We start from the raw sequence: 11,799 nt of genomic DNA on the forward strand, positions 1-11,799 counted from the left end.
CACATACGGCATCGCAACGGCCGCCCCGGCGCCGTATGTGTTGCAGAGACCAGGACTGACGGGAATACAGCCATGGAACAAGACCAGACCCCAGCGACCTCCGGCGCAGAGACCTCCGCACCGGCAGGCGCGGCGTCCACCGGAGCGGAAACGCGCGAGTTCAGCGCGGAAGTCGGCCGCCTGCTCGACCTCGTGGTCAACGCGCTCTACTCGGAGCGTGAGATCTTCCTCCGCGAACTGGTCGCCAATGCGGCCGACGCCATCGACAGACGCCGCTTTTCCGCCCTCACGGAGCCCGCGCTTGCTCTGCCCGCCGATGCCGGGGTGTTGATCACGCCGGACAAGCCGGCGCGGCTCATCACCATCAGCGATGACGGCCTCGGTATGGGTCGGGAGGAGCTGGTCTCCAACCTCGGCACCATCGCCCGCTCCGGCACCCGCGCATTCGGCGAAACCATCCAGCATGCCAAGCCTGAAGACCGTCCGACCCTGATCGGCCAGTTCGGCGTCGGCTTCTACTCCGCCTTCATGGTTTCCGACCGCGTCGAGGTGATTTCGCGCCGCGCTGGAAGCGATGAAGCCTGGGCCTGGCGTTCGGACGGCCACGGCAGCTTCGACGTGGCGCCAGCCGAGCGCGCCACCACCGGCACTGACGTCATCCTGCATATCAAGGCGGATGCCGACGAGTTTCTTGAGCCGTTTCGCCTGCAAACCATCATCCGCAAGTGGGCGGACCACATCAGCGTGCCCATCAGGCTGGTGCGCGACGGCAAGACCGAGACCGCGAACGAGGGCACCGCGCTGTGGCGCAAGTCCAAATCGGACGTGACGCCCGAGGAGTATGAAGCGTTCTACCGCCACCTCGGCCATTTCTTCGACAAGCCATGGACGACCATCCACTGGCGGGCCGAGGGCGCGCTGGAATATTCCGCGCTGCTGTTCATCCCGGATTCGCCACCCTTCGAGCCGGTGGAGGGCGAGCGCCGCTCCAAGGTCCGGCTGCACGTGCGGCGGATGTTCATCACCGACGAGGCCGATCTGCTGCCGTCGTGGCTCCGCTTCGTGCAGGGCGTCGTCGATACCGAGGACCTGCCGCTCAACGTCTCGCGCGAGATGCTGCAGACGACGCCGGTCATGGCGCGGATGCGGCGCGCCATCCTCAACCGCGTCCTCACCGAGCTGAAGACGAAGGCCAAGGAGACGCCGCCGGACACCGGTGCGATCGCCGCGGAGGACGAGGAGAATCCTGCCCCGGATGCCATCGCCGAAGGCGCCGAGGCCAGCGGCTACCTCCGGTTCTGGGAGAATTTCGGCACTGTCCTGAAAGAAGGGCTGTGGGAGGATTCCGGTGCGCGGGCCGACATCGCGCCGCTGCTTCGGTTCCGCTCCTCGACCGAGGAAGGCTGGACCTCCTTCGCCGATTACGTGGCCCGGATGAAGCCGGACCAGCCCGCCATCTACGTTCTGGCCGGCGAGAACATCGACCAGCTGCGGCATGCCCCTGTGCTGGAAGGCTACGTTTCCAAAGGCTACGAGGTCCTGCTGCTGACCGATGCGATCGACGCTTTCTGGCCGGAGCGTATGGGCGAGGTCGAGGGCAAGCCGCTCCGCAATGCGCGGCAGGCGCTCGGCGATCTTGGCGAGGCGGAGGCCGTCTCCGAGCAGCTCTCCCCGCTCCTGGCGGCGATCAAGGCCGCTTTAGGCGACAATATTGCCGAGGTTAAAGCCGGAGCACATCTGAGCGAAAGCCCTGTCATGCTGGTGTCGAGCCAGGAAGGAGCCGACCTCCACATGCAGAAGCTGTTGCGCCGGGCAGGCCGTCCGACCTGGGGAGGCTCTCCGAGCCTGGAGATCAACCCTCGCCACCCCTGGATCGTCTCGCTAGCGGCTCGCGCGGCGGAAGGCTCGTCGGTCGACGAGGAGGCGCAGTTGCTGTTGGATCTCGCGCGGGTGCAGGAGGGTGACGCGCCGACCGAACCGGCGGCCTTCATCCGCCGCGTGGTGAGCGCCATCACAGCCCGCAAGGGCGAAGGCTAGTGTCGTCCAACCTGATACGAGAACTCGACTGCTTCTTCGACGGCGACGCGCAAGCCACGTTGGCGCGTCCCGTTCATCGCCTCCACACTGTCCGGGCGGAAGCGCTCCCGGCCTTCCTGGAGACGCTGTCGCCCGCACAGCGTGCTTATCTCGCCTTTGTAGGCTTCACGGCCAAGGCAGCCAGCATCGTGATACTTCCCCCGTCCCGTGACGCGGACGATGGGGCGCTCGTGATGGATGCGGTGCTCGGTCTGGGTTCTGATCGGAGCCATGTGCCCTTCGGCGCCCTGCCCTTCGGCCTTCCCCCGGACACGCTGTGGCGGCTGGCCGCGTTGGATGTCGACTTTGGTTGCGCTATCCTGGGCTTCGGTCTCGGCGCCTACCGCTTCGGCGAGCTGAAGGCGGCCACGGCGAAGCCTGCCCGTCTCGCCTGTCCTCCGGGGGTGGAGACAAGCCTTGCCGCGGTCCGGGCGATCTGGATGGGACGGGACCTCATCAATCGGCCGGCTAACCTCCTCGGCCCGGAGGAGCTCGCCGATGCCGTTGTTTTATTAGGAGAACATTTTCAATCGGAGCTGACCGTGATAAAGGGTGCTCATGTCGAGGACCATTATCCAACGATCGCCGCCGTCGGGCGCGGGTCCGAGCGGGCCCCGCAGGTCGCGATCCTGCGCTGGCGCGGAAGCAGCGCGACCGCTCACTCGCCCCTGATCTCGCTCTGCGGCAAGGGCGTCTGCTTCGATAGCGGCGGTTACGATATCAAACCGTCCGCGGGCATGTTGCGAATGAAGAAGGATATGGGAGGTGCGGCTGCCATGATGGCCCTCGCTTCTCTCATCATGGCGGAGAACCTTCCTGTTCGTCTGGTGCTCCGGGTCGGCTGTGTCGAAAACAGCGTCTCCGGCCGTGCGATGCGTCCGATGGATGTTGTCCGGACGCGGAGCGGCCTGACGGTCGAGATCGGCAACACCGATGCCGAGGGGCGGCTCGTGCTCTGCGATCTGCTGCATGAGGCAGCCGCGGAGACGCCGGACCTTCTGATCGATGCGGCGACGTTGACCGGCGCCGCGCGCACTGCTCTGGGACCTGATCTGCCAGCAATGTTTTGTAACGATTCCATCTGGGCCGCGAGGATGATGGAAGGCGGAAGGGCCACCCACGATCCTGTGTGGGAGCTGCCTCTATGGCCCGGCTATGACAGCTGGCTGGACAGCAACATTGCTGATCTCAACAACGTGTCCACCAAATCCTTTGCCGGCGCGATCGTGGCCGGGCTTTTTTTGCAACGGTTTGTGTCAGGGGCGAGAGCCTGGATTCATTTTGATCTCTATGCATGGAATGATCAAAATCGCCCTGCTGCGCCCGAGGGAGGAGAAATTCAAGCGATGCGTGCGGTCATGTTCTCGTTGTGCGGCCAATATGCGAACGTTCCGGCCACTCAAGGATGATCACGTTTCGTGAAGGACTCGTTACAACTCCTCACGGACATGTGAGACTAAAGCTTCGAGAATAGTTGCAAGAAGAGATTATTAGCTGGCTGTGCGATTCTCATATCGGTATCGGTCGGCTGGGCGGTCCGTAGATCGACGTGGTTTTCGGGTTCGCTTCTCCTCGCCCAACGTCTCCCGCCTACAAATTCGGACCAACAACCTTAACGGGCGCTCGACGCCCAATTTGAAGGATGAGCCTAATGGCTTCGGCACCATCTTCCGACCAGTTGGTCGGTGTTCTCCGCGACACGATCGTGGCTCTCGTGCGGCGCGACGGACCCGACCTGTCCGCCCGTCAGCTTGGCGTGTTCCTGACCTGCTATCTGACGGACAAGGCTCATACCGTCCGCGGTCTGGCCGCTGACCTCGAAGTGTCGAAGCCCGCGATCACACGCGCGCTCGATCGCCTGTCGGAGTTTGAGCTCGTGCGTCGCAAGGTCGATCCGGCGGATCGTCGCAGCGTGCTGGTTCAGCGCACGCTCAAGGGATCGTCCTTTTTGCGGGAGCTGCGGTCGGTGATGGCGGAAGCGGCCGGCGGGAAGCTCGCTGCAGTCCACGAAGCCCCAGGTCGGCGTTCAGCCTAGCCCGAGCGTTCCCAGGAGCGCGATCGAGCGCCCAGCGCCCTCCAAGGTCCGTTCCTGCAGACCAGGATAGCGCGGCAGGGCTTCACAGGCCGTGAGAGGGTTGGTATATGCGGCCCCCTTGGGGGCGCATAGCTCAGTTGGTAGAGCAGCTGACTCTTAATCAGCGGGTCGTAGGTTCGAATCCTACTGCGCCCACCACTCCCAAGACTGCACTGCGAAGCGCGAACCGGCGCCCACGTTATGCGGCGCCGGCGCTTCCTGTTTCGGCGTCAACGAGCCGGAACGGCCCGTGAACGGTCAAGTCTCACGCTTTCGAGCCCGGAAAGTTCAGCTCGCCGGAAGCAGGACCTTATCGATGACCTGGATCACGCCGTTCGACTGAGTGACATCGGCGACGGTGATATCGGCCTTATCGCCCTTGCCATCGACAACCATTATGTTGCTCGAACCATTCATCATAAACGTCAGACTACCACCTTCGAGCGTCTTCAGCTGAGCCTGACCGCCGCCGGCCAGGATCATGGCGCGGAGCTTGGTAGTGTTATAATCGCCGGGGACGACATGATAGGTCAAAATCTTCGTCAGCGTCGCCTTGTTCTCGGGCTTCAGCAGCGTGCTGACGGTGCCGGAGGGAAGATCGCTGAAGGCTTCGTTGGTCGGCGCGAAGACCGTGAACGGGCCGGGGCCCGATAGCGCACCGACAAGCCCCGCTGCCTTCACGGCCGCGACCAAGGTCGTATGATCACTGGAGTTCACCGCGTTGGCAACGATGTTCTTGCTCGGATACATCGCCATGCCGCCGACGACCACGGTGTTCGGCGCTGACTGGGCCCAGCTTTGAGAAACGACGGCAGGCGCCACGAGACCGGCGGCGGCCGCAAACAGGGCAACGCGCGTTAGCTTTTTCATTCTTAATTCTCCGCTAAACGGCCACGGCGGCCGCACCCATCATCGTGAGGAACGGGAAGCGCGGATGCAGACGGAGACGAAATAATGGACACAACAAGACAGGCCGTTGGCCGCTGGTAATTTGTTAAAGCATCCAGTGGTTTTTTCGCGCGCTCGCAGCATCCGGAATGGAAGCCGCGACGTAGAATTCAGTTCCCGTTAACTGTTGGAGCGCCCGACGGCAGCTTCGGCAGCTTGTAGTTGAGCAGTTGCTGATCGAGCTTGTTGAGCTTGTGGTTGACCTTTGCCTGCTGATGCGGGTTTTGGATGGGAACTGTTTCAGACGGCGTCGGCTGATGATCGAGCCCGTTCCAGCGGTTGCCCTCCGACGTGGGCACGGTGCCGTTGATCGTGCTGCCGGGCGTCGTCGTCGTCTGAGCCAAGGCGGGGCTCCCGATCGACCCTACCAGGAGCGCACTCCAAAGAAGGATCCTGACCGCTCGCCGTTGAACGATGCGGGCCGGCGAGCCGAATGTCTTGGCCATGGTGACCCCCGCTTGCTGATCTGCACTGAAGCAGGCAGATGGGTTGAGAAAGGATTGTTCCATCGTCGCGTCCCGGGCGTCAGTCGTGCGCCTCATGTGCCAGCCTCATGTGCCAGCCTCGTGCGCCAGTATTTGCCGCAACCCCTCTCGGAAAGTTGGAAAGCGCCAGGCGTAGCCGAGGGCTGCCTGAGTTCCAGCACTGCTGACCCGCCGGCTTTCCGCCCAGAAACTGCGGCCCATCGCCGTCATGCCGGCCTCGGCCTCCGCGAACGGGACAAGAGGCGGGGGCGGCAGGCCCAGAAGCCGCGCCGCCTCCTCGACCACGGCCGCCGGTTCGGCCGGGAGATCGTCGTTGAAGTTGAGCACCCGCGCGCCGCTGAGCGAAACCGCCTGCCGCATCGCCGCCAATGTCCCGCCTGCGATGTCCTCGCGATGAATGCGCCCAAAGGCGTGGCCGGGCTTGTCGACCCGGCGCCCGCGCCCGGCGCGCAGATCGTCGATGACCGAGCGGCCCGGGCCGTAGATGCCGGCGAGGCGGATGATGTCGACGGGCGTGCCGCGAGCGGCGGCGGCCGCCTCCCAGGCTTCTTCCGCCGCCCGGCGGGCCGTCGCCCGGCGGGATGTAGGCGCCGGCGAACTCGCCTCATCCACCCATCCGCCGCCACGGTCGCCATAGACGCCGGTCGAAGAGAGGTAACCGATCCAACGAAGTGCCGGCGCACGGGCGACAGCGGTGCCATAACGCGCCAGCACCGGGTCCCCGCCCGCATCCGGCGCGGCGGTCGCCACGACATGCGTCGCTTCCGCAATCGCCGCATCGGCGGCGTCGAATGGGATCACCTCGACGCCCGGAGGCGCCATCGTTGCCCGCTGCCGGCTGGTGGCCGTCACCGTGTAGCCCTCCGTCGCCGCAGCCAGTCCGATCGCCGTGCCGGTATATCCGAGCCCGAAGATCAGCAGCCGTCCCGCGACCATCAGAAGTCCAGGTCGGCGTAGTGGGCGGGCGGCGTGATGCCCGGCATCCGGTCGGCGAGGATCGGCCGGAAGCTCGGGCGCGACTTGATCCGCGCGTACCAGTCCTTGGCCGCTGCCGACACCGACCAGTCGACTTCGCCGGCGAAGTCGAGCGCGGAGAGATGCGAGGCGGCGGCGAAATCGGCGAGCGACAGATTGGTGCCGCCCAGCCACTTCCGCGCCTCGGCGAGATAGCCGAGATATTCCATATGGTTTTTGAGATTGGCGTAGCCGACCCGCAGCGCGCCGGTATCGGGCTGGCCGCGCCCGGCCATGCGCTTCATGATCTTTTCGCCCAGAAGGTGCCGCGTCACGTCATGGTTGAACTTGAGGTCGAACCACGCCACCAGGCGGCGCACCTCGGCCCGCTCGGCGAGCGTGCGGCCGATGAGGGGAATGTCGGGGTAGGCCTCGTCCAGATACTCGCAGATAGCTGTGGACTCGGCGATGATGAGGCCGTTCTCGTCGGTCAGGACAGGAACCTGACCCGTCGGGTTGATCTCGAGGAACTCGGGGCGGCGCTCCCACGTCTTTTCCAGCCGCAGTTCGAACGGCAACCGCTTCTCGGCGAGAACCAGGCGGACCTTGCGGGCGAACGGCGAGTGCGGAAGATGGTAGAGTAAACGCATGAACGCCGATTATCCGATTCCGCTGCCAGGTTCCAGCATTCCGCGCCCGGAAGGCCATGATTTTCCGGTATCTTCCGCCAGGCGAACGCGCCTCGCATGGCGCGGCGCGCGCTTCGAGCCCGGCGAGCGTGTGCTGCCGGAGGAGACGCCCGTCGCGATGACCTACAACCGGGTGTCCCATGCCGTGATGATGGCGACACCCGCCGATTTTCACGATTTTGCGCTTGGCTTCACGCTGAACGAGCGCATCGTGTCTGACCTATCGGAGATCGAGGAGATCGAGATCGTCACCGCGCCGCGCGGCACGATGGAGTTGCGCCTCTGGATCTCGGAGAACCGGATGGAGGCGCTGGACCACCGGCGCCGGCATCTCACCGGTGCGATGGGCTGCGGTCTCTGCGGGCTCGACAGCCTGGAGGAAGCGACGCGCCCGCCTCCACCTGTGCCGACGGGCCTCACGCTCCATGCCGGGGATATCGGCGCCGCCTGCGCGGCGCTATCGCCGGCGCAGCGGTTGAGCCAGCTCACACGCGCGGTGCACGCGGCGGGCTACTGGACGCTGAAACATGGGATGGTCGCGGTGCGGGAGGATGTCGGCCGGCACAACGCGCTCGACAAGCTCGCCGGTGCCCTCGTGAGCGGCGGGCAGCGGGCATCTGAAGGCGTGTTGGTGATGACGAGCCGTATCTCGATCGAGCTCATCCAGAAGGCCGCCGTCATGGGCGTGCAGATCCTGGCCGCGGTCTCGGCGCCGACCCTACTTGCCGTTCGCGAGGCCGAGGCGATCGGCATGACCCTCGTCGGCATCGCGCGCGACGACGGCTTCGAGGTCTTTAGCCATCCGGCACGCATCCTCGGCACGCGCTAGATCCCCGGGCGTGTTGATGTTGAAGAACGGATCGATCCCCTGCCCTCCAAAAGCGCAGATTGCGACCGCGTGCCTCTGGTAGAACCGGCGGACGGAAAGGTCCGTCCCCGCTTCCACCACGGCGCACAGCGCGTCAATGAGCGTCAGATCCCATAACGCGACGGTCGGGTGCTCGACGCTGCCCGAGGCGGCAACCACCACCTGTGCGCCCATCGCCGTTGCCGTATGACTGAGCGCCGCCACAAGATCGCGCGGCAGGAACGGGCAGTCCACCGGCACGCTGACGATGCGGTTGATGCCGCCTTGTGCTGTGGCCCAGACCATGCCTGCGAGCAGCCCAGCGAGCGGCCCTCGTCTATCGTCATGCGCGTCGGTCAGTATCGGGCGAGCGGAGACTATTCCGGGATCGTTGGCGCTGATGCCGATGAGCGAGACCTGCCCCCCGAGGCGCTCCAGCGCATGGTCGAGCAGTGACAGTCCCGCGAGCGGCAGCAGCGCCTTGACGACGCCGCCCATCCGCCGTCCGCGCCCGCCCGCGAGGATTACACCGGCGATGTCAGAAGGCGGCGGCACGGCTGCGAACGAACCCGGTGATTGCGGCGACATCATCGAGCGGCAGCACCGGCCGCCCGGCATCGGGAAAATCGATGTCGGCGGCGATACCGACGATGCTCGCGTCGCCCGGGTGCAACGCGGGCTTCTCGTTCGCGGCGCGGAACACTTCGAGCTTCGGGACCGGAGAGCGCTTGAAGCCCTCGATGAGCACGATATCGGCCGGCGCCAGCTTGGCCAGCAGGTCGGGCAAGCTCGGCTCATCTGCGCCGTTCAGCTCGTGCATGAGAGCCCAGCGGGTGTCGGAGACGACCAGAACCTCCCCGGCCCCCGCCTTGCGGTGCTCCCACGAATCCTTGCCCGGCTGGTCGATATCGAAGTCGTGGTGGGCGTGCTTGAGCGTCGACACGCGCAAGCCCTGCCCGACCAGACGCGTGATGACCTGCCGGATGAGGGTGGTCTTTCCGGCTCCGCTCCAGCCCGCGAAACCGAAGACCACGCTCAAGTTCAGGCCGCCTTTCTGATCCGCACGGGGATGTTCTTGGCCGCGGGCGTCTTGCTGTCCTCGGCGTAGTGTCCCATCGGTATCAGCGTGTTTGCCTCCGGATAGTAGGTCCCGATGCACCCGGTCGGAATGTTGTAGGGCGTCACCCGGAAGCCCCCCATCTCGCGATGATGGCCGTCGGTGGATGCCGTGACGATCGAGACCGTCTCGCCCTCCTGCAGTTCGAGCCGCGCGATGTCGTCCACATTCATGAGCACGACCATGCGCGTGCCCTTGATGCCGCGGAAGCGGTCGTCATAGCCGTAGATCGTGGTGTTGAACTGATCGTTGCTACGCAGGGTCATCATCCGCAAGACGTCATGCCCGGTCTCGGGCATGTCGAGATCCTCTTCCAGCGCCTTCGGCGTGATGATGAGCGCCTTGCCGGTCTTCGTGTGCCACTCGCGCTTTCGCGCCGGCAGCGGTTTGTGGAAGCCGCCCGGCTCGTGCATCCGCGTGTTGTAGTCATAGAAGATTGCCGGATAGGTCACGGCGATCGAATCGCGGATGCGGTCGTAATTGTCCATCCAAGCCTGCCAGGGCGTCAGCGGGTTCGGGTCCAGCGTCGCCATCGCAATCCGGCAGACGATCTCCACCTCGCTGAGCAGGTGCTTGGAGGCCGGTGCGCGGACGCCGCGCGAGGCGTGGATGCAGGACGATGTGTCCTCGATCGACAGCAGCTGGTCGCCGGACGGACGGCGGTCGCGCTCGATCCTGCTCAGCACCGGCAACACGTAGCTCACCGCGCCGGGGAACAGATGGCTGCGATTGATCTTGGTCGCCACGCTCACGGTGAGGCGCATCCGGCGCCACACGGCCTCCATGCGCTCGCGATCGGGGATCGCGCGCACGAAGTTGCCGCCGAGCATGACGAAGGCATCGACATCGCCCTTCAGGATCGCCTCGCAGGCGTCGACCGTGGTGAAGCCTTCGTCCATCGGCGGCTCGAAGCCGAACTGCTTCCGCAGGATATCGTTCGGCACCAGCTCAGGCTTCTCGGTGATGCCGACAGTGCGTTGCCCCTGGACGTTCGAATGCCCGCGGATCGGGCTGATGCCGGCGCCCTCGCGGCCGATGTTGCCGCGCAGCAGCAACAGGTTCACGATCATCTGGACGGTTTCGACGCCGGCGCGATGCTGGGTCACCCCCATGCCGTAGACGGCAATCGCCGCCTTCGCGTGGGCATACTGGGCGGCTGTGCCCTCCAACGCCGCGCGATGCAGGCCCGAGCGCCGTTCGAGCTCGTCCCAATCCTGCGCGCGAAGCCAGGTCACGAAAGAATCGATCCCCGTGGTGTGCTCGGCGATGAAGGCGTGGTCCAGCACGCCCGAACCGCCCGCGGCGCGGTCCTCGTCATCCATCTCCACCAGCGCCTTGCAGATGCCCGCAATGGCCGCGAGGTCGCCGCCGGTTTTCACCTGATGGTAGTTGGAGCTGATCCGGGTCTCCTTCATGGTCAGCATCTCCACCGGCGACTGCGGGTTGGTGAAGCGTTCCAGACCCCGCTCGCGGAGTGGGTTGAAGGTGATGATGGGTGCGCCGCGTTCGCTCGCCTCCTGCAACGGGTGCAGCATCCGTGGCGCATTCGAGCCGGGGTTCTGCCCAAAGAAGAAGATGCAGTCGGTTTTGGCGAAATCGTCCAGCGTCACCGTGCCGACCGGCACTCCGATGCTCAACGGCAGGGCGACCGACGTCGTCTCGTGGCACATGTTGGAGCTGTCGGGCAGGTTGTTGGTGCCATAGAGGCGCGCGAAGAGGCCGTAGAGGTAGCTCGCCTCGTTCGAGGTCCGGCCGGAGCTGTATAAGACGGTCCGGTTCGGGTTCGAAACCGCCCGCAACTCGCGCCCGATTTCGGCGAAGGCCACATCCCAGGTGACCTCGCGGTAGCGGTCCGTCGCCGGATCATAGCGCATCGGTCGCGTCAGCCGGCCGGCCTGCTCCAGGTCGTAGTCCTGCCAGCCGAGCAATTCGGTGACCGTGTGTTTGTGGAAGAAGCCCGGTTTGGCGCGGCGGGTGGTGATGTCCCAGGCGGTGGCCTTCACCCCGTTCTCACAGAATTCGAGCGGCAGCGGGCTGGCGGGCTTGATCCAGGCGCAGCTCACGCACTGGAAGCCGTCCGGCTTGTTCTGCTGGGTGAGGGCGAGCGCTCCGCTCACGGGCACGCCCTCGCGTCGCAGGATCTCCTGGACGGATTTGGCTGAACCCCAGCCGCCGGAAGGCAGCCGATACGGCTTGAAGGACGGTTTCTGGTCCATGGCGATCTCCACTAACGGCGTCGGCGGCCCCACAGATGACGCGAACCGGCGCTTGTGGCAACGCGGGCAGCACCCACGTTTACGGCACGCCGTAAGCTGAACAGAGGGAGCAGGCCCCATGGTGGATGTAAGTTATCTCCTCGACAAACCGCCGGCGCCTGCCGGGCTGAGGAGCTTCGTCAATCAGCATGTCGTTCCGCCCGCGATCGACATCGCCGCGGCGGTCGAATCTGCGGTTTACGAACTCGGAGAGCAGGTTCGCGCTCAGCCGGCGGCAAGCATCCTGGCAGCCGCCGCGCTTGGCCTCGTTGCCGGCACGCTCGTATTCCGGCTCTCCCGGAGCTGATCGGAGCGCTCGAACCGTCTCTTCAACTCTTTGGGAATACGCTTCGA

General features: G+C 65.2%; 12 protein-coding genes and 1 tRNA gene. 6 read left to right on the plus strand and 7 right to left on the minus strand.

Features of this window, described 5'->3' with window-relative positions; genetic code table 11:
• Positions 1-72 precede the first annotated feature (72 nt).
• From htpG to ACOEQ1_RS08855, 4 genes are all read left to right on the plus strand, one after another.
• The gene (gene htpG / locus ACOEQ1_RS08840; protein ID WP_419758886.1) at positions 73-2,037 is read left to right on the plus strand and encodes a molecular chaperone HtpG; all 1,965 of its coding nucleotides are present in this window, start codon (positions 73-75) and stop codon (positions 2,035-2,037) included.
• The gene (locus ACOEQ1_RS08845; protein ID WP_419758887.1) at positions 2,037-3,485 is read left to right on the plus strand and encodes a leucyl aminopeptidase family protein; all 1,449 of its coding nucleotides are present in this window, start codon (positions 2,037-2,039) and stop codon (positions 3,483-3,485) included. The genes htpG and ACOEQ1_RS08845 overlap by 1 nt, the downstream gene beginning before the upstream one ends.
• A gap of 242 nt (positions 3,486-3,727) precedes the next feature.
• Positions 3,728-4,111, plus strand: coding sequence for a MarR family transcriptional regulator (locus ACOEQ1_RS08850; protein ID WP_419758888.1), 384 nt, complete (start codon positions 3,728-3,730; stop codon positions 4,109-4,111).
• A gap of 122 nt (positions 4,112-4,233) precedes the next feature.
• Positions 4,234-4,309 (plus strand) — tRNA-Lys (locus ACOEQ1_RS08855).
• Between the two features lie 129 nt (positions 4,310-4,438).
• Here the strand turns inward: ACOEQ1_RS08855 and ACOEQ1_RS08860 are convergent.
• The 4 genes from ACOEQ1_RS08860 to ACOEQ1_RS08875 form a co-directional block, all read right to left on the minus strand.
• Positions 4,439-5,020 carry a fasciclin domain-containing protein gene (locus ACOEQ1_RS08860; protein ID WP_419758889.1) on the minus strand — a complete coding sequence of 194 codons (582 nt, stop codon included), beginning with the start codon at positions 5,018-5,020 and terminating at the stop codon, positions 4,439-4,441.
• 188 nt (positions 5,021-5,208) lie between these two features.
• Positions 5,209-5,442, minus strand: coding sequence for a hypothetical protein (locus ACOEQ1_RS08865; RefSeq protein ID WP_419758890.1), 234 nt, complete (start codon positions 5,440-5,442; stop codon positions 5,209-5,211).
• A 207-nt stretch (positions 5,443-5,649) separates the two neighbouring features.
• A complete protein-coding gene (locus tag ACOEQ1_RS08870; protein WP_419758891.1) occupies positions 5,650-6,519 on the minus strand; it encodes an NAD-dependent epimerase/dehydratase family protein in 870 nt (289 codons plus the stop codon).
• Entirely contained in the window at positions 6,519-7,187 is a 669-nt protein-coding gene (locus tag ACOEQ1_RS08875) for a glutathione S-transferase family protein (protein WP_419758892.1), read from the minus strand. Before ACOEQ1_RS08875 ends, ACOEQ1_RS08870 begins: the two co-directional genes overlap by 1 nt.
• On the opposite strand from ACOEQ1_RS08875, the gene fdhD reads away from it, so the two are divergent.
• Complete coding sequence (gene fdhD, locus ACOEQ1_RS08880; protein WP_419758893.1) at positions 7,186-8,055, plus strand: formate dehydrogenase accessory sulfurtransferase FdhD; 870 nt, start codon at positions 7,186-7,188, stop codon at positions 8,053-8,055. The two genes, ACOEQ1_RS08875 and fdhD, sit on opposite strands and share 2 nt — an antisense overlap.
• Here fdhD and mobA read toward each other — a convergent pair.
• The 3 genes from mobA to ACOEQ1_RS08895 are packed head-to-tail and all read right to left on the minus strand — an operon-like array spanning position 7,945 to position 11,406.
• Positions 7,945-8,628, minus strand: a complete 684-nt coding sequence (mobA, locus tag ACOEQ1_RS08885; RefSeq protein ID WP_419758894.1) for a molybdenum cofactor guanylyltransferase MobA — start codon at positions 8,626-8,628, stop codon at positions 7,945-7,947. The two genes, fdhD and mobA, sit on opposite strands and share 111 nt — an antisense overlap.
• Positions 8,612-9,106 (minus strand): molybdopterin-guanine dinucleotide biosynthesis protein B, encoded by a 495-nt coding sequence (mobB, locus tag ACOEQ1_RS08890; RefSeq protein ID WP_419760667.1) that lies wholly within the window; start codon positions 9,104-9,106, stop codon positions 8,612-8,614. Before mobB ends, mobA begins: the two co-directional genes overlap by 17 nt.
• A gap of 8 nt (positions 9,107-9,114) precedes the next feature.
• The gene (locus ACOEQ1_RS08895; RefSeq protein WP_419758895.1) at positions 9,115-11,406 is read right to left on the minus strand and encodes an FdhF/YdeP family oxidoreductase; all 2,292 of its coding nucleotides are present in this window, start codon (positions 11,404-11,406) and stop codon (positions 9,115-9,117) included.
• Positions 11,407-11,524: 118 nt separating this feature from the next.
• Between ACOEQ1_RS08895 and ACOEQ1_RS08900 the strand changes: the two genes are divergently transcribed.
• Positions 11,525-11,752 carry a hypothetical protein gene (locus tag ACOEQ1_RS08900; protein WP_419758896.1) on the plus strand — a complete coding sequence of 76 codons (228 nt, stop codon included), beginning with the start codon at positions 11,525-11,527 and terminating at the stop codon, positions 11,750-11,752.
• Positions 11,753-11,799 lie beyond the last annotated feature (47 nt).

Source organism: Acidisoma sp., assembly GCF_965199065.1.
Taxonomy (GTDB): domain Bacteria; phylum Pseudomonadota; class Alphaproteobacteria; order Acetobacterales; family Acetobacteraceae; genus Acidisoma.